Annotated in this window: 17 protein-coding genes and 3 riboswitches; of the genes, 12 read left to right on the plus strand and 5 right to left on the minus strand. The window is 25.9% G+C overall.

The window, feature by feature from the left end; genetic code table 11:
- Nucleotides 1–28: 28 nt before the first annotated feature.
- The 4 genes from O212_RS0106640 to O212_RS0106655 all read right to left on the minus strand — a co-directional run bounded on the left by O212_RS0106640 (nucleotide 29) and on the right by O212_RS0106655 (nucleotide 3917).
- Nucleotides 29–1063: an ABC transporter substrate-binding protein gene (locus tag O212_RS0106640; RefSeq protein WP_024614345.1), complete on the minus strand. Its 1035-nt coding sequence runs from the start codon at nucleotides 1061–1063 to the stop codon at nucleotides 29–31.
- Nucleotides 1044–1832 (minus strand): DUF3919 family protein, encoded by a 789-nt coding sequence (locus O212_RS0106645; protein WP_024614346.1) that lies wholly within the window; start codon nucleotides 1830–1832, stop codon nucleotides 1044–1046. The genes O212_RS0106640 and O212_RS0106645 overlap by 20 nt, the downstream gene beginning before the upstream one ends.
- A gap of 29 nt (nucleotides 1833–1861) precedes the next feature.
- A complete protein-coding gene (locus O212_RS0106650) occupies nucleotides 1862–3097 on the minus strand; it encodes a HAMP domain-containing sensor histidine kinase (protein WP_242829562.1) in 1236 nt (411 codons plus the stop codon).
- Nucleotides 3098–3230: 133 nt separating this feature from the next.
- Nucleotides 3231–3917 carry a response regulator transcription factor gene (locus tag O212_RS0106655; protein ID WP_024614348.1) on the minus strand — a complete coding sequence of 229 codons (687 nt, stop codon included), beginning with the start codon at nucleotides 3915–3917 and terminating at the stop codon, nucleotides 3231–3233.
- A 296-nt stretch (nucleotides 3918–4213) separates the two neighbouring features.
- Nucleotides 4214–4372: riboswitch (M-box (ykoK) riboswitch) on the plus strand.
- Between the two features lie 333 nt (nucleotides 4373–4705).
- Here O212_RS0106655 and mgtA point away from each other — a divergent pair.
- The 4 genes from mgtA (at nucleotide 4706) to O212_RS0106680 (ending at nucleotide 9094) form a co-directional block, all read left to right on the plus strand.
- Nucleotides 4706–7405: a magnesium-translocating P-type ATPase gene (gene mgtA, locus O212_RS0106665; RefSeq protein ID WP_024614349.1), complete on the plus strand. Its 2700-nt coding sequence runs from the start codon at nucleotides 4706–4708 to the stop codon at nucleotides 7403–7405.
- A gap of 249 nt (nucleotides 7406–7654) precedes the next feature.
- On the plus strand, nucleotides 7655–7972 hold the full coding sequence (locus O212_RS0106670; RefSeq protein WP_024614350.1) for a rhodanese-like domain-containing protein: 318 nt from the start codon (nucleotides 7655–7657) through the stop codon (nucleotides 7970–7972).
- Nucleotides 7973–8071: 99 nt separating this feature from the next.
- The gene (locus O212_RS0106675; RefSeq protein WP_024614351.1) at nucleotides 8072–8683 is read left to right on the plus strand and encodes a hypothetical protein; all 612 of its coding nucleotides are present in this window, start codon (nucleotides 8072–8074) and stop codon (nucleotides 8681–8683) included.
- A gap of 84 nt (nucleotides 8684–8767) precedes the next feature.
- Nucleotides 8768–9094 carry a hypothetical protein gene (locus tag O212_RS0106680; RefSeq protein ID WP_024614352.1) on the plus strand — a complete coding sequence of 109 codons (327 nt, stop codon included), beginning with the start codon at nucleotides 8768–8770 and terminating at the stop codon, nucleotides 9092–9094.
- Between the two features lie 60 nt (nucleotides 9095–9154).
- On the opposite strand, the gene O212_RS0106685 is transcribed toward O212_RS0106680, so the two are convergent.
- On the minus strand, nucleotides 9155–9586 hold the full coding sequence (locus O212_RS0106685) for a nucleoside 2-deoxyribosyltransferase (RefSeq protein WP_024614353.1): 432 nt from the start codon (nucleotides 9584–9586) through the stop codon (nucleotides 9155–9157).
- 266 nt (nucleotides 9587–9852) lie between these two features.
- On the opposite strand from O212_RS0106685, the gene O212_RS0106690 reads away from it, so the two are divergent.
- The 8 genes from O212_RS0106690 to O212_RS0106725 all read left to right on the plus strand — a co-directional run bounded on the left by O212_RS0106690 (nucleotide 9853) and on the right by O212_RS0106725 (nucleotide 15843).
- A complete protein-coding gene (locus O212_RS0106690) occupies nucleotides 9853–10518 on the plus strand; it encodes a DUF969 domain-containing protein (RefSeq protein ID WP_347452293.1) in 666 nt (221 codons plus the stop codon).
- Nucleotides 10519–10542: 24 nt separating this feature from the next.
- Nucleotides 10543–11475: a DUF979 domain-containing protein gene (locus tag O212_RS0106695; RefSeq protein ID WP_024614355.1), complete on the plus strand. Its 933-nt coding sequence runs from the start codon at nucleotides 10543–10545 to the stop codon at nucleotides 11473–11475.
- A 35-nt stretch (nucleotides 11476–11510) separates the two neighbouring features.
- On the plus strand, nucleotides 11511–12152 hold the full coding sequence (pcp, locus tag O212_RS0106700; RefSeq protein ID WP_024614356.1) for a pyroglutamyl-peptidase I: 642 nt from the start codon (nucleotides 11511–11513) through the stop codon (nucleotides 12150–12152).
- Nucleotides 12146–12550, plus strand: a complete 405-nt coding sequence (locus tag O212_RS0106705) for a gamma-glutamylcyclotransferase family protein (RefSeq protein ID WP_029699222.1) — start codon at nucleotides 12146–12148, stop codon at nucleotides 12548–12550. The genes pcp and O212_RS0106705 overlap by 7 nt, the downstream gene beginning before the upstream one ends.
- A gap of 198 nt (nucleotides 12551–12748) precedes the next feature.
- The gene (locus tag O212_RS0106710; protein WP_024614357.1) at nucleotides 12749–13288 is read left to right on the plus strand and encodes a signal peptidase I; all 540 of its coding nucleotides are present in this window, start codon (nucleotides 12749–12751) and stop codon (nucleotides 13286–13288) included.
- Between the two features lie 111 nt (nucleotides 13289–13399).
- A riboswitch (cyclic di-GMP riboswitch) is annotated at nucleotides 13400–13483 on the plus strand.
- Nucleotides 13484–13550: 67 nt separating this feature from the next.
- Nucleotides 13551–13631: riboswitch (cyclic di-GMP riboswitch) on the plus strand.
- A gap of 80 nt (nucleotides 13632–13711) precedes the next feature.
- Nucleotides 13712–14443 (plus strand): BsaA family SipW-dependent biofilm matrix protein, encoded by a 732-nt coding sequence (locus O212_RS0106715; RefSeq protein WP_024614358.1) that lies wholly within the window; start codon nucleotides 13712–13714, stop codon nucleotides 14441–14443.
- 37 nt (nucleotides 14444–14480) lie between these two features.
- Nucleotides 14481–15188, plus strand: coding sequence for an LPXTG cell wall anchor domain-containing protein (locus tag O212_RS0106720; protein ID WP_024614359.1), 708 nt, complete (start codon nucleotides 14481–14483; stop codon nucleotides 15186–15188).
- A 28-nt stretch (nucleotides 15189–15216) separates the two neighbouring features.
- Nucleotides 15217–15843 carry a BsaA family SipW-dependent biofilm matrix protein gene (locus O212_RS0106725; RefSeq protein WP_024614360.1) on the plus strand — a complete coding sequence of 209 codons (627 nt, stop codon included), beginning with the start codon at nucleotides 15217–15219 and terminating at the stop codon, nucleotides 15841–15843.
- Nucleotides 15844–15849: the final 6 nt, after the last annotated feature.

The raw sequence follows: 15849 nt of genomic DNA on the forward strand, positions 1-15849 counted from the left end.
ATTTAGGAGATTTTGTTGTTTTTTTTAACTATTTATTTATACTATTGTTAAATAAATTCATAATTTTGTTACGGTCCATGGCTGCCTTATCAAAGTCATAATTTAAAAATATAGTATTATATATGTTTTTGTTGTTTTCTTTTGTTGATGTTGCCTTTGAATAATTAGATAAATTATCTGAAACTTCTTTTGATAATATAAAATCTATAAAACTTTCTGCTGCATCTTTATTTATACAATTTTTAAGTTCAGCAACTGAATCAACATTCCAACCAGTATCTTTAGGAACTATACTTATTATATCTTTATTAAATTTACTTTGAAGTAATTGATCACCTAAAAAATTTATAGTAACTGCATATTCACCTGATGAAACTCTCTGTATTGAATTAAATCCGCTTACAGTATATGCAGGAACATTTTTGGTGAATTTAGATAAATAATTTTTATAATTTTTTTCACCTAACTTTTGATAAAGTGATGCTAAAAATGTATAACCTGTTCCTGAAGTTTCAGGATTAGGCATTATTATTTGTCCTTTATAATCTTTTCCTAATAAATCATTAAAAGTTTTAGGAAGTTCAATACCTTTACTTTTAAAGTTTTTATCCCAAATTTTTTTATTTATTCCTATTGCTAATGTATCAATTTGAAATCCAGTCCAATAATCATCTGAATCTTTATATTTAAGTGGTATATCATTAGAATTTGGAGATTTGTACTTTGCTAAAGCACCACTTGATTTTAAAATTTCATAGGCATCACAACTTCCTCCTATGAATATATCTCCATTTGGTTTTTCTTTTTCAGCCAATATTTTATTTACAGCTTCTTCTGTAGGGAGTTTTATACATTCATATGTACAACCGGTTTCTTTTTTAAATTTTTCTAAAAGGGATATAGCTTCTTCTTCTCTTAATGCTACATAAACTGTTAAGTGTTTTCCTTTTAGGTTGAATTTCTCCTTTTTATTATCCTTAGGCTTAAAAGTAAATACGATAAAAAGGAATGATACAAGTATAAAAAAGATAATTATAATTTTTTTATTTAAAATCTTTTTCATTTAATTCACCTTTAACATAAATATTTTTTCCATTTTCATCACCTAAATATTGAATTGCTAAATAATTTTTATATATAGCAATATATATGGTGTTATTTGAATTATTATTATCTGCTCCGTCTATAAAAGTTTTTAATATTCCTTTTGGTTTTTCATTAAGGTCTGTATTTAGAAAATCTTTATTATCTTTCATAGTGCTAAATTTATTTAAGTGATTTAGTAAGTTAGTTTTTACTTCTTTATTAAGTACATAAGAAGAGTTTCCTTTTTCATAAATAATTTTTGCCTTAGGAGATTTTAATATATTTAATATGTTTGTATATGTATATAAGTTGTTAAATAGAGTATTTCTTAGAGTATTTATTAAATATGAATCATCATAAAATTTTTTATTTTCAATAGTTAAACAGTTATTTATTTTATATTTTTCAGAAGTTCCATTTGAATAAAATATTTCACCTGATATAGTTATAACATTAGTATCTTTAACATCAGTATCATTAGGCATTTTAGAAGATGTTATATTATTGAAATATTGAACTACATCATTCATAAGTAAGTTATCAGTTGATGTAGTAGTGCCTAAATATTTATTATGTATATTTATTTTTGTTGGAACTTTAGTTGAAAAAACTTTTTTGTTTGAATTAGAGCTATCTATAACTGTTAAATTATTATAAAGAGCTTTACTTGAATAAAATAAAATAAATAAAATGACAACTATAAAAGTTATATATAACATAAATATATTTTTAAAATTTTTATTCATAAAAAAATCCTTTCTTTTATAATAAAATCCTATTTACTTTGTTTAAAAAATGTTAGTGTTACAGTTGTTCCTTCATCTAGAACACTTTCAATTTTAAAACTTCCATTTTGAGTAGATAATATTTCTTTGCAGATATTAAGTCCAAGACCATTCCCTTTTATATTCTTTAAATTTTTTATATTATCTACATCAAATCCTATACCATCATCTGATATAGAAATTTCGATTTTATCAGAAAGATTTTTTGATGATATATTTATAGTTTCGCATCCGCTGTATTTAATTGAATTAATTAATATATTTATAAAAACTTGTTTTGTTTTATCATAATCACCATATATAAAAAGATTATCGTAATTTTTTATTACTTGAATATGATATTTTTGAAGATTTACACTTAAAATAGATAAACATTCATCAATTAAAGCTTTTATATCTATATAAGTTGATTCAATTGAAAAGTTTTCTTTATTACCTTTTGATATAGTTAATATTTCTTCAACTAAAGATAATAATCTTCTTCCTTCTTTTTCAATGAGAGAAGAACTATGTATTATTTTTTCTTTATCTGATAATTTAGGAATTATTTCAGAAAACCCAATTATTGCAGTTAAAGGCGTTTTAAATTCATGAGATATATTGTCAAAGAAGTTTTTTTGTTTAATTTTTGCAGATTTTAATTCTTTAACATAAGTATCTATATTTTCGCTCATTATATTAAATGTATTTGCTAAATCTTCTACTTCATCTCCACTTTTTATTTCTATTTTTTCACCAAAATTACCATTAGCAATTTCATGGGTTTTGTTTTTTAGCATAAGAAGTGGTGTTACTAATTCTTTTGAAAAATTATATATAAGTACTATACCTATACCTAATGAAATTAGGCTAACTAAAATCATTATTATTAATGTATTGTTTAGTATATTTGCATAAGAATCATTTTTTAGTATAAGTCTTAATACACCGCAATTAGCATTTTTATAAAATATTGGTGTAGATAAGAATATATAAGGAACACCATCTATTTTTTTTATTATGTAAGCTTCTGAACCTTCTAATGCTTTATCTACATCTGAATTATAAAGACTTACTTGATTTTTATCTGAATCATAAAATATTTGCCCAGAATTACTTATTATTTGAACTCTAGTATCAAATCTATTACTTAAGTTAGTGGCAATAAATGGGGAAAGTGATTTAAAAACTTCCTCTTTATTTGGATTTTTATTTGATTCTAATAAATTTTCTATGTAAGCGCCCATTGTAATATTTTCTTTAAGCAAATATTGGAGAGAATTGTCCAATAAATTTTCAGAAAGAGTATTGAAGGTTATTATGTATATAAAAGCTATGATAGGGATTAAAATTGATATGTTAGTTAAAATTATTTTTTGTTTAAGAGTTAGATTCATCTTCGATATCAAATTTATATCCTGCTTTATATAAAGTTTTAATGTATCCTTGGCAAGGACCTAATTTTTTTCTAAGTCTTTGAATTAAAATATCTACAGCTCTTGTTGTTCCTTCAAAATCATATCCCCAAATTTTATTTAGTAAATCTTCACGGCTAAATACTCTACCTTTATTTTCAGAAAGACAAAGTAATACTTCAAATTCTTTAAATGTTAAATCTACATAATTAGAATTTATAGAAACCTTTCTTTCAATAGGATTTATTTCAAGTTTTCCAAATGAAAGTAGAGTAGTTTTTTCCTCAGAAGTCTTATCTAATCTTTTTGAGATAACCTTTACTCTAAGTAGTAATTCAGTACTATTAAATGGTTTAGTAATATAGTCTTCTGCTCCAAGTCTAAATCCTAATATTTTATCATTAATATCATCTTTAGCTGTAAGCATTATTATTGGTACATCTTTAATTAATTTAATTTTATTAATAAGTTCAAAGCCACTAATATCAGGAAGCATGGCATCTAATATTATTATATCTGGTTTATTTTTAATAATAAGATCTAAAGCTTCATTACCACATGTTGCTGTAATAACATCGTAATTTTGTAACTCTAAATTCATTTTTATAAGTTGTAAAATACTAATTTCATCATCAACTACTAAAATATTCAATTTTTTTCTCCTTTTAATTAAATATTGTTAAATGTTATACAATAGATTATACAAAAGGAGTTCGATTTTTACAATTAGAAAGGTTTTCAATAATTAAATATTAACAAAAAATATTATAGAAAAACTTTTCAAAAGTGAGTAATAATCAGATAAAAATTTAAATTAATATAAAAATAAGTACAAATTTAACAAAGATTAATGAAAAGTTACAATTGTATTAAAGTAATAATTTCTTGTTGACGAAATTTGATTTAGAGAATATAATGGCATCATATAAAGTAATTTTTATAAATTGAATAAGTTCTCGGTAGGTGAGGCTACCATAGGGATACGGGTTGCTGCCGCGAAATAATGGAGACACTATTTTGATGGTTAGCAGTATACGTCGAATTCAAGGCGTATTCTAATGCAATTTCATTGCCCTACGGAGTTGAAGCTTGAACGGGTTAATTTTATTAAGATTTTATTATCCTTGTTTTGCTTCGCGTAGAATAAGGATTTTTTTATTTTTAAAAATTATATATTTTAAGAAATAAGTGAGGTGAGAATAAATTGGAAACTGGGAGTAGTCATTTGGGAATAGATGGGCACCTGAGAAGCCTATATTTGATAAAGCAAAACAAAAATAATCTATTAAAAAATACGAGGCCAGTATCTGGTTTATTTGTTTTGCCTAAAAATATAGATGCTTAGAAAATTAAGGATGCCTGTCTTACTAATATATTTAGTTTGGCAGGTTTTTTTACGCCCAATTCTCATTACTATTAAAAAGTAAGGAGGGTTTTAAAATGAAATTATTAAAGGAAAAAAATTTAAATAAAAAAATTAATTTAAAAAAAGAAGAAGCAAACAAAAAATTAATTCAATTTGGATTATTAGAAAAAAATGATTTTTTCAAGAAACTAGATACAAGAATAGAAGGGTTAGAAAATGAAGAAGCCCAAAGAAGAATAGAAGAATACGGATATAATAAAATTAGTTATGGTGAAGGAGTAACATGGTATAAAAGACTTTTTGACGCATTTATAAATCCATTTTCATTAGTATTAATATTATTAGCAATAGTATCATTTTTTACTGATTATGTTATTCCAGCTCCACAAAATAAAGATTTAACTACTGTAATTATAATTGTAGTTATGGTAACAATTAGTGGAGTTTTACGTATAGTACAAGAAGGTAAATCTAACAAAGCTGGTGAAAAGCTTAAAGAGATGATTGAAACAACAGCAACAGTTGTTAGAGGTGGTAAAACTATTGAAATTCCTATGGATGAAATAGTTAAGGGCGATGTAATAAAGCTTAATGCAGGTGATATGATTCCAGCAGATGTAAGAATTATTTTTGCAAAAGACTTATTTGTAAGTGAATCAGCAATGACTGGAGAATCAGAAGCTGTAGAAAAATATGGTGAGTTATCAGAAGAAACTAAAACTAAAGATATAAAAAGTAACTTTGAATTAGAAAATTTAGCTTTTATGGGAACTAATATTATAAGTGGTACTGCAATAGCCGTTGTATTAAGTACAGGCAATGATACAGTACTTGGAAGTATGGCAAATGTTATAACTGAAAAAAAAGAAATGACAAGTTTTGATAAAGGTGTAAACTCAGTAAGTTTCGTATTAATAAGATTTATGGCAATTATGGTTCCTGTAGTATTTGTTATTAATGGAATTACAAAAGGCAATTGGGTTGAAGCATTTTTATTTGCATTATCAGTAGCAGTTGGATTAACTCCAGAAATGCTTCCAATGATAGTTACAACAAACCTTGCAAAAGGTGCAGTTAAAATGTCAAAGTATAAAACAATAGTTAAAAATTTAAATTCAATACAAAACTTTGGTGCTATGGATATACTTTGCACAGATAAAACAGGTACACTTACAGAAGATAGAATAGTTTTAGAAAATCATCTTGATATACATGGAAATGAAGATATTAGAGTTCTTAAGCATGGATATTTAAATAGTTATTTTCAAACAGGTCTTAAAAACTTACTTGATGTTGCAATACTTCAATATGGTGATGAAGAAGGTTTTGATAACTTAAGTGAAAAATATACAAAGGTTGATGAAATTCCTTTTGATTTTTCACGTAGAAGAATGTCTGTTGTATTGAAAGACAAGAGTGGAAAAACACAACTTATAACAAAAGGTGCAGTTGAGGAAATGCTTGAAATATCTTCATATGCAGAATATAAAGGTGAAATAGTAGAATTAACAGAGGAATTAAGAGAAGAAATATTAGAAACTGTTAGTAATCTTAATGCAAATGGTATGAGAGTAGTTGCAGTATCACAAAAAAATAATCCATCACCAGAAGGTAGTTTTTCTATAAAAGATGAAAGCAATATGGTTCTTATGGGATATATAAGCTTTTTAGATCCACCAAAAGAATCATCAAAAGATTCTATAGAATTCTTACATGAATATGGAGTAGAAGTTAAAGTATTAACTGGGGATAATGAAAAAGTAACTAAATATGTATGTAGTCAAGTTGGAATAAATGTTAAAAATATTTTATTAGGTTCAGAAATTGAAGATATGACAGATGAAGAACTTAAAAAAATAGTTAGACATACAAATGTTTTTGCAAAATTATCACCAAGTCAAAAAGCAAGAATTGTTTCAGTATTAAGAGATGATGGACATGTTGTTGGATTCATGGGAGATGGTATAAATGATGCTCCAGCAATGAAGAAGGCAGATGTTGGTATTTCAGTAGATACAGCAGTAGATATAGCAAAAGAATCAGCAGATATAATTCTTTTAGAAAAGAATCTTATGGTACTTGGAAAAGGTGTTGTTGAAGGACGTAAGACTTTTGCTAATATAATAAAATATATAAAAATGACAGCAAGTTCTAACTTCGGTAATATGTTTAGTGTGTTAGTTGCAAGTGCATTCTTACCATTTTTACCAATGCTACCAATTCAAATATTAGTATTAAATCTTATATATGATATTTCATGTATAGCAGTTCCATGGGATAGAGTTGATATGGAATACTTAAGAAAACCACGTAAATGGGATGCTTCATCTATTGGAAGCTTTATGGTATGGTTTGGACCAACAAGCTCAATATTTGATATAACAACTTATGCTCTTTTATATTTTGTAATATGTCCATTAGTAGCAGGTGGACATTATGGAGATCCAGGAGTTAACAATGTATTATTTGTAGCATTATTTAATGCTGGTTGGTTTGTAGAATCATTATGGACACAAACTTTAGTAATACACATGATAAGAACACCAAAAATTCCATTTATTCAAAGTAGAGCATCAGGTCCAGTATTCTTATTTACAGGACTTGCAATATTAGTTGGAACAGTTATTCCATATACTCCACTTGGAAGAATTCTAGATATGGCAGCAATGCCACCAATATATTTTGCATATTTAGCAGTAACAATATTAGCTTATATGATTTTGGTAAATGTTGTTAAGAAAATATATATAAGAAAATATGGAAATTTATTATAAAATAAAGGTGCGAGAATTTATTCTCGTACCTTTATTTTTATTTTAAATTATAATTTTAATTTATTATTGGAAAATTGCTTTAAAAATAAACTATATTTTTTATTTAAGATAGTTTTTAATAAAGAGAATTTTTTATTAACATGCAAATGATAATATTAAAATATAATTATGAGAGTATATAATAAAAGCATAGAATTCAGTATTTGTAGAAGAATATATTTAAAACTTCAAATAAAAAGGAGGAAGACTATGTTTTCAGTATTTAATAAAAATTATAAATCTGTAAATGTAAATGAATTAGAAAATAAACTTAAATCAATAGATTTAATAGATATTAGGGAGCCTTATGAATATAAAAGTGGTCATTTACCTAATGCAAAAAATATACCAATGGAAAATATCATTTCAAATCCAGATAAATATTTAAATAAAGATAAAGAATATTATATAATATGTCAATCAGGAGCAAGAAGTAGTAGAGCTTGTAGTGCTTTAGATAAAGAGGGATATAAAATAATAAATGTTTCTGGCGGAACAGGAAGTTATAATGGAAACTTAGAAAAATAATAAAAAAGTTTGTACTAAATAAAATATTAGTGCAAACTTTTTTGCATAAAATATTATTACATTCATAATATAAAGTATATTAAGTGTAAGGGGAATAATATGGGAAAAAGAAGGAGAAAAATATGCTGTGATATATTTGATGATACCAGTTTGCCACCTTGTGCTCAATTTTTAGGTAATATCAATCCTATAATAAAGGATGGAAAAATAATATATAGAAATAATAATAGATTATATTTTTTCTTAAGTTTTGATATTAGTACAAATAAAAATTCTAATGTAGAGTATGATCCAGCAGATCCAAGTACCTTTATGAGTAATTCTATTGGGCATATTCAAATTAGTTCATATAATTTTTTTATTGGGATATTTATTAATGAAATACAAAAAGGGAATATTAAATATGATACTTTAAAAAAAATTCATGATGATTGCAATGCAGATAAATTTATAAAAGAAATATTAAATAATGATTATGAAATAGAAAATTCATTTACACCATCATTAAGTTATGCCATATCAAATTCAAATGCTATATTGCCTTTTTATTATAGTAACTATGTAATAAGTCCAATAAATTATTATATAGTTTTAATATTAAGTAGGCTTTATGGTGAATATGGACTTCTTTTTGGAAACAATTCGTATATAACTAATGATTATATCAATTATGTATTGTCTAATGTTTATACTGGATATAGCAATTATTAATATTAATGTAATAATACATATTGAAGAAAGTATTTTAAATAGTATACTTAATAATATGACAAAAATTAAGTTTAGGAGGATATAATGAACGGATTTGAATTTTATACTGATGTAATAAACATATATAGAGAAGTAGATTTAAAATTAAATTATAAGTTAAATGATCTTTTAAAAATGATAAATAATAAAGGAGCTATAAATGCAGCTAAATTCATTGTAAAAGAAGATCGAGATACATATGGATTAGAATTGTTAATGAAAAATGGTATGGAAGATTTAACAATAGAGAGACTTATTCTTAATGAAAAATATAAAAAACTTTTTAATGATGAAGATAGAGAATTGAGTAGGATTAGATTAAAAAAATATAAAAATGTTGAAATTGAAAATAAAGATTCTGAAGAAGAATAATAAACGCTATATCAAAAGAAGTTAATGTATATCTTTTGATATAGCGTTTTATATTTAAGTTTAAAATACCTTTCCTATGTAAGAACTTTTTTCTAATTTTTCAAAATCATAATTTCTAAGTTTATCTATTGAATCTATATAAGCATGTAAGCTATCACTTATCATTAAGTTTACTGGCTTACCAGTTAAATTAACAACTATAACTGGTTTACCTATAGCATGTGAATATCCACATTCCCAAGCAGTACCACTATCTGAATAATTACCGTTACTTATAATAGCAACAACAATATCAGCTGATTTTATGTTTTCAGTATCAGCTAAAAATGTTTCATGTCTCCATTCTAATGAACCAAATTCTAATTCGCTTTTAAGTTCGTAGGGTGCAAATACGTCAAATTCTTTTTCTTCTCTCAATACTTTAAGAACACTTTTCATTCTATTAAGCTCATCATCATTGAAAAATGGACTTGCTAAATAAACTTTTTTCATAATATTACCTCCAAGTTATATGTTTATCGATAAATATATTATGAGATATAAATAATAATTTTACAATAATTATTAATATTATGATGTAATAAAATAATACACTATAGTTATATAAAGCTATAATAGTAATAAAATGTTACAAAATATGAACTAAATGTTAAAATTGTATTGAAGTTTTAAACAAAATAATATATTATTTTAAACAAGATATAAAATAATTAAACTTTTTGTAAAACTTATGAGAAATGGAGTGAGAGGAATAAATGATAAAGCTAATTGGAGTTTTAATTGTAATATTAGGTTTTGTATTTAAATTAGAAACTTTATTTACAGTTTTAGTAGCAGGACTTGCAACTGGATTTGTTGCAGGAATGGATTTAAACGAAATTTTAACAGTTCTTGGTCAATCATTTGTATCAAACAGAGCTGTTTCATTATTCATATTAACATTACCAGTAATCGGAGTATTAGAAAGATATGGATTAAGGCAAAGGGCAATTTACTTAGTTAGGAAATTGGGCAAGCTTACTACAGGAGGAGTTTTAACAGCATATACAGCTATAAGACAAATTACAGGAGCTCTTTCAATTAGAATAAGTGGACATCCTCAGTTTGTTAGACCACTTGTTAATCCAATGGCTCAAGCAGCAGCTAAAAATAAATATAATAATATAGATGAAGAAGATGAAGAAAAAATAAAGGCTTTATCAGCAGCATCAGAAAACTATGGTAACTTCTTTGGTCAAAATCTTTTTGCAGGAAGTTCAGGAGTTTTATTAATATCAAGTACATTAACAGAGTTTGGATATAATGTTACAGCGTTAAGTATAGCAAAAGCTAGTATAATAATGGCTTTAGTGGCTTTCTTAGTTTCATTATTACAAAACTATTTATATGATAAAAAAATGGCAAGAAAATATTCAAAGAAATAGTTTAAACTAAAGAGGAGGAGAAATATGCAACAGTTTATAAATGTAGCTTTAGAGATTTTTTATGTAACAATGGGCTTGTTTATGCTTGTAATAGCATATAAGTCATTTAAAACTATAGATTCAAATAAAAGATATTTTACAGCATTATTTTGGTTTATGATGGCTATACCATTTATATTTGGAAAGTTACTTCCTTATAATGTGACTGGTGGAATATTAGTATTATCAAGTTTATTAACAGTTTCTAAAAAGGTTGTATTTGCAAAGTATGATACAGCAACTGAAGAGGAAGGACAAAAAGCATCAGAAAGAATTAAAAGTAAGATATTTACTCCTTCATTAGTATTAGCTTTTGCGGCAGTTATAGTAGCAATGGGATTATCTGATTACAAAAATTCATCACAATTTGCAATTGGAGTTGGAGCAATAGCTGCAATGGTGGCAGCTTTTGCAATAACAAAGGCTAAACCTAAAGAAGCAGTTAATGATGGAGCAAGACTTCTTCACCAAATGGGTCCAACAAGTATGTTACCACAATTACTTGTTGCACTTGGAGCATTATTTACACAAGCTGGTGTTGGTGAAGTTATATCACAATATATTTCAGGGGTAGTACCACAAGATAATAGATTTTTTGGAGTAGTTGCATACGTGCTTGGAATGGCATTATTTACAATGGTTATGGGAAATGCATTCGCAGCATTTTCAGTAATTACAGCAGGTATAGGAGTACCTTTTGTATTAGCTCAAGGAGCAAATCCAGTAATAGTTGGAGCATTAGCGCTTACGGCTGGATATTGCGGAACACTTTTAACACCAATGGCTGCAAACTTCAATATAGTGCCATCTGCATTATTAGAGTGTAAAGATCAAAATGAAGTAATCAAGGCACAAATACCAACAGCTATAATATTACTAGTTGTACACATATTTGCTATGTACTTCTTAGCATTTTAAAAACATAAGGGTATAGTAACAAAGGAGGAATTAAATTGAAAATATTATTAACAGGATTTGATCCTTTCGGAGGAGAAAAAATTAATCCAGCACAAGAAGCTGTAAATAGAGTTTCAGATAATATAAATGGAGCAGAAGTAATAAAGATTATAATACCAACTGTATATGAAAAATCATTAAAAGCCATAGAAGAAGCTATAATAGAACATAAACCAGATGTAGTAATATCAATTGGTCAAGCTGGAGGAAGATTTGATATAACTCCAGAAAGAGTTGCAATTAATATAAATGATTTTAGAATAAAAGATAATGAAGGAAATCAGCCTGTGGATGAGGTTATAAGAGAAGATGGAAAGGCTGCATATTTTTCAAGCTTACCAGTTAAGGGAATTGTAAAACATTTAAATAAAAATGGAATACCAAGCACACTTTCAAATACGGCAGGAACTTTTGTATGTAATCATGTAATGTATGGGGTTTTATACATGATAGATAAAAAGTATCCAAATATTAAAGGTGGGTTTATTCACATACCATATGTAACATCTCAAGTTTTAGATAAAAAGAATATGCCTTTTATGTCATTATATGAAATAGTAAAAGGATTAGAATTAGCTGTAGAAGCTTGTACTATATACGATAAAGATATAAAAGCTATAGGTGGAGAAATATGTTAGTGAATAAAGTATTTGTTTACGGAAGTCTTAGAAGTGGGATGTTCAACTATGAGAAGCTATTAAATGGCAAGGTTAAAGGGTTAGATAAAGGAACAATTTGTGGGGAATTGTTTCATATAGAAAATAAGGGATATCCAGCAGTAATTTGTGGGGATGAAGAAGTTGCTGGAGAATTAATGGAGTTTAAAGATTTTGAAAAAACGTTAGTTGAGTTAGATGAACTTGAAAATTTTAAAGAATTAGATAATAACTCAGAGTATTTAAGAGAAATAGTTGAGGTTTCTTTAGAGAATGGGACTAAAGAAAAAGCATATTTTTATAAATACAATACTAAGTCTATTTTAAATAAAAAAGATAAATTATTAAAAGTTAACAGTGGGGACTGGATTAAAAGATAAGATTTAAAGAAGTTATCAAATTATTGATAACTTCTTTTTTAGTATAAAAATATAATAGTTTATAATTATTACTAAAAATAAAAATACAAAACTATTTTTATATGTTTATAGATTATAAACTAAAAATACAATAAATATTAACAAAAATATAGTAAACTAGGAAAATATATATAAATATTAAATTTATTAGGGGGAACCATGGAAAATAAAGAAGAAAGAAAAAAGAAAAGTCCAATATCAATAATCTTTAATATTATATTTTATTTATTTATAATTGCAGTTTTAGTACTTGCAGTATGTAATATAATGGGTGAAAAAGAAGGAGAACATCCAAGTATATTTGGATATAGCACATATTACATAATGACAGGAAGTATGGAACCAAATATTAATCCAGGAAGCTTAGTTGTAGTTAAAAATGGGGTTGATCAATCAATAAAAGCTGGAGATGTAATAACTTTTAGAGGAATAACAGGTGAAACTATAACAACTCATAGAGTAAATAAAGTAATAGATAATGGAACAGAATTTATAACAAAAGGTGATGCAAATAAAATAACAGATCCAGTATCAGTTAAAGAAGGACAAATTATAGGTAAAGTAGTATTTCATATACCTTACTTAGGTAAAGTATCACAATTTATTCAAAAAAATTTAATTGCAGTAATAATAGTTATTTTAGCTTTATTTGGAATTGGAGTAATTATCGATAAGGCTAGGAGTAAATCAATAAAATAGTTTAGGATTAGACTTATATTTTTAATAAATTATAAACAAATTTAAAAAAATATAAAATGTATTGTATAGCAAAGTTATAAATGGTAATATCTTCTTAGTTAGTAATAATAAACAAGATTTAGGAGCTAAGAAGTATATTCTATATGTGGGCACTTGGAATATATGGAGCTAGTAGTGCAACCGACTAATTTATATTATTTTAAATATAGATTAGTCTTTTTTTATATAAAAATATATTAATAGACTAATGCGATAAAAACTAAAACTTTATAGAAGCTTCGAAGTATGTTCTGTATATGGGCACTTGGAACATATGGAGCTAGTAGTGCAACCGGCTAATTTTACATGATTAGCTTATTTTCTTAGCTAATCCTTACAAAAAATTCTAAAAAAATAAAAAAAAGGAAAATGGAGGATTAACAAATGAAAAAGAAAAAGATTATTAGTGCAATAGCAGCAGTCGTAGTAGTGGCATCATTAGCTGTAGGATCATTAGCTTATTTTACATCAAAGGAAACAGTGAAAAACTCATTTAGTACAGTAGCTCAAGGAAAAGAAGATAAAGGCGGAGATTCAGGTATAGACATAGATGAAAACTTCGATCCGGATCAAGCAAAGAATATGATTCCTGGAGATACAGTAAATAAGGATGTTCAAGTTAATAGTACAGCAAATTATCCACAATTTGTTAGAGCTAAATTATCACCAAATTGGGTTAATAATGATGGAAGTATAAATACTCAATTAAATAATACTGATTTAGATGATATTTTGTTAAATACAGTGAATGTATCAGGCAGTATTACAGAAAATCAATGGTTTAAAGGTTCAGACGGATATTATTATTATATAGGTGTTTTACAACCACAAGGTACAAAGGGAGCAAATACTCCAAGATTACTTGATTCAGTAACTTTAGCTAGTGATACTGAAAAAGCAGCACTTGGAAATGGATTTACAGTAGATGTAACAGCAGAAGCTGTTCAAGCAACTAATAATGCTGTAGGAAGTGTATGGCAAGGAGTACCAGATGATGTTTTAAATAAATTAAAAGCTCTTCAACCAACTGGAAAAACACAAGATAATACATCTGTAGATGCAGATAAAAGCACTCCTCAAGTTAATAAAGTTACTGAAGATAATAAGAATAAATAATAAAATAAATTATTAATTGAAATTTAGGAGTGATATTATGAAAAACGTAATTAAGGTTTTAGTAATATTAATTTCACTTCTTTTGGGTATAACTACTAAGGGGATGGCAGCAGAATTGTCATCCCCTAGTATTACAAGTGGAACTGATGGATTTAAATTTGTTTATACTAGTAATAATAAAAGTAGTGATGTTTTTTTAAATAAAAATGGAATGTTACCTGGAGATTCAATAAGTGGTAAACTTACTATATTTAATAATTTAAAAGAACCATTTAAAGTTTATTTTAAATCTAATCAAATTGGGGAAAATCCAAAAGTTGATTTAGGAGAGGTTATAAATATTTCTATAAAAGAAGGAGATAAATATATAGCAAATAGTACTATGAAAAATCAAAATGGTACTATTAATAATATGTATCTAGGAATAGTATATCCAGGAGAAAAAAAGGTGCTTGATGTAAGTGCAACATTAGATCCAAAAGCAGATGATAAATATAAAAATAAAAAAATAGAAAATGAATGGATTTTTACAGCAATAGGAACTAAAGACAATAAAGAAATAACAAGTTTAGATGACGGAATGGATAACTCAACTAAAATTTTAGAAAAATCAGTTAATAAAATTAAGGCGATTTTACCTAAGACAGGATATAACTACATAATTCTAATATTAATTGGAATAGTATTGTTGGTGATAGGTATTTTAGTATTAAAAAAAGAAAAGAAGAAGAAACTTCTTAATTAGAGCAAAAGATTAAATGGAGTGAGCTTAAATGAAAAAGAAAGTATTATTAATATTGGGAATATTTTTAGTTTTTGTAACGACTACTATATCTTTGGCTTATTTTACAAGTAAAGAAAATAAAGAAAATAAATTTTCTATTGGTAGCATACAAACTAAGATAAATGAAGATTTTGATAAGAACTCAGAAGAAGTAAAAAACCTATCCACTATAGCAGTAAAGAAAAAAGTATGTATAGAAAATACAGGCAAAAATCCAGTTTTAGTAAGAGTAATAATAACACCACAATGGGAAAAAACAGATGAAAATGGAAACATTATAGGTAATATAGTTTCTGCATCAAATCAAGTTCAATTAAATTTTTCAAATGATATAAGTAAAAATTGGATTAAAGGAAATAATGGATATTATTACTATAATAAAGTGTTGGAACCTAAAGAAACAACAAGTTATTTATTAGAATCTGTACAATTAAAGGATAATATACCAAGTGATGAAAAAGATGAGTACAAAGATAGAGAATTGGCAATTAATGTATCATCAGAGGCAACTCAAGTTAATGAAAAAGCACTTAATAATAAATGGAACTTAAAGGAAACTAATAAATCTTTAAATGATAAATTAGAAAGTATTATAGAGGAATATAATAAAAAATAAAAAAGA

Origin of the sequence: Clostridium sp. Ade.TY (assembly GCF_000498355.1) — a bacterium.
GTDB lineage: Bacteria > Bacillota > Clostridia > Clostridiales > Clostridiaceae > Clostridium.

Bases quoted from the DNA above. Each gene is read 5' to 3' on its own strand.
- O212_RS0106640 (WP_024614345.1), bottom strand. From the start codon at position 1,063: ATGAAAAAGATTTTAAATAAAAAAATTATAATTATCTTTTTTATACTT.
- O212_RS0106645 (WP_024614346.1), bottom strand. From the start codon at position 1,832: ATGAATAAAAATTTTAAAAATATATTTATGTTATATATAACTTTTATA.
- O212_RS0106650 (WP_242829562.1), bottom strand. From the start codon at position 3,097: ATGGGCGCTTACATAGAAAATTTATTAGAATCAAATAAAAATCCAAAT.
- mgtA (WP_024614349.1), top strand. From the start codon at position 4,706: ATGAAATTATTAAAGGAAAAAAATTTAAATAAAAAAATTAATTTAAAA.
- O212_RS0106670 (WP_024614350.1), top strand. From the start codon at position 7,655: ATGTTTTCAGTATTTAATAAAAATTATAAATCTGTAAATGTAAATGAA.
- O212_RS0106675 (WP_024614351.1), top strand. From the start codon at position 8,072: ATGGGAAAAAGAAGGAGAAAAATATGCTGTGATATATTTGATGATACC.
- O212_RS0106680 (WP_024614352.1), top strand. From the start codon at position 8,768: ATGAACGGATTTGAATTTTATACTGATGTAATAAACATATATAGAGAA.
- O212_RS0106685 (WP_024614353.1), bottom strand. From the start codon at position 9,586: ATGAAAAAAGTTTATTTAGCAAGTCCATTTTTCAATGATGATGAGCTT.
- O212_RS0106695 (WP_024614355.1), top strand. From the start codon at position 10,543: ATGCAACAGTTTATAAATGTAGCTTTAGAGATTTTTTATGTAACAATG.
- O212_RS0106705 (WP_029699222.1), top strand. From the start codon at position 12,146: ATGTTAGTGAATAAAGTATTTGTTTACGGAAGTCTTAGAAGTGGGATG.
- O212_RS0106710 (WP_024614357.1), top strand. From the start codon at position 12,749: ATGGAAAATAAAGAAGAAAGAAAAAAGAAAAGTCCAATATCAATAATC.
- O212_RS0106715 (WP_024614358.1), top strand. From the start codon at position 13,712: ATGAAAAAGAAAAAGATTATTAGTGCAATAGCAGCAGTCGTAGTAGTG.
- O212_RS0106720 (WP_024614359.1), top strand. From the start codon at position 14,481: ATGAAAAACGTAATTAAGGTTTTAGTAATATTAATTTCACTTCTTTTG.
- O212_RS0106725 (WP_024614360.1), top strand. From the start codon at position 15,217: ATGAAAAAGAAAGTATTATTAATATTGGGAATATTTTTAGTTTTTGTA.